Below are 510 nucleotides of genomic sequence, written 5' to 3'. Positions count from 1 at the left end.
AAAGAACAAGGCACCATCTTTTTAGCAGGCCCCCCATTGGTAAAAAGAACAAGGCACCATCTTTTTAGCAGGCCCCCCATTGGTAAAAGCCGCAACGGGCGAAATCGTGACTGGTGAAGAACTCGGCGGCGCAGATGTGCATTGTCGAAAATCGGGGGTGGCAGATTATTACGCCGAAAACGATGAGCACGCCTTAGACTTGGCGCGCGAGGCGATTGCCAATGCGAACCGTCCAAAGCCACCGAAATCAGACAGTGCCATCTTACCACCACGTTACGATGCGGAAGAAATGTACGGTATCGTCAACGCCAATTTGCGTTTGTCGTTTGATGTACGTGAAATCATCGCGCGTATCGTCGATGAGTCGGATTTCGATGAGTTTAAACCCCTCTACGGACGCACGTTGGTGTGCGGTTTTGCGCGCATTCATGGTCAGTTGATTGGCATTGTTGCGAACAACGGCATTTTGTTTTCTGACTCCTCACAAAAAGGCGCGCACTTTATTGAACT

1 pseudogene is annotated in these 510 nt (G+C 50.2%); it reads left to right on the top strand.

Features of this window, described 5'->3' with window-relative positions:
- Positions 1-43: 43 nt before the first annotated feature.
- Positions 44-510: pseudogene (locus tag R7Q48_RS31365) on the top strand (carboxyl transferase domain-containing protein); the annotation flags it as partial.

This window comes from Vibrio sp. 378, from assembly GCF_033339435.1.
This window is presented reverse-complemented; position numbering and strand designations above follow the sequence as displayed.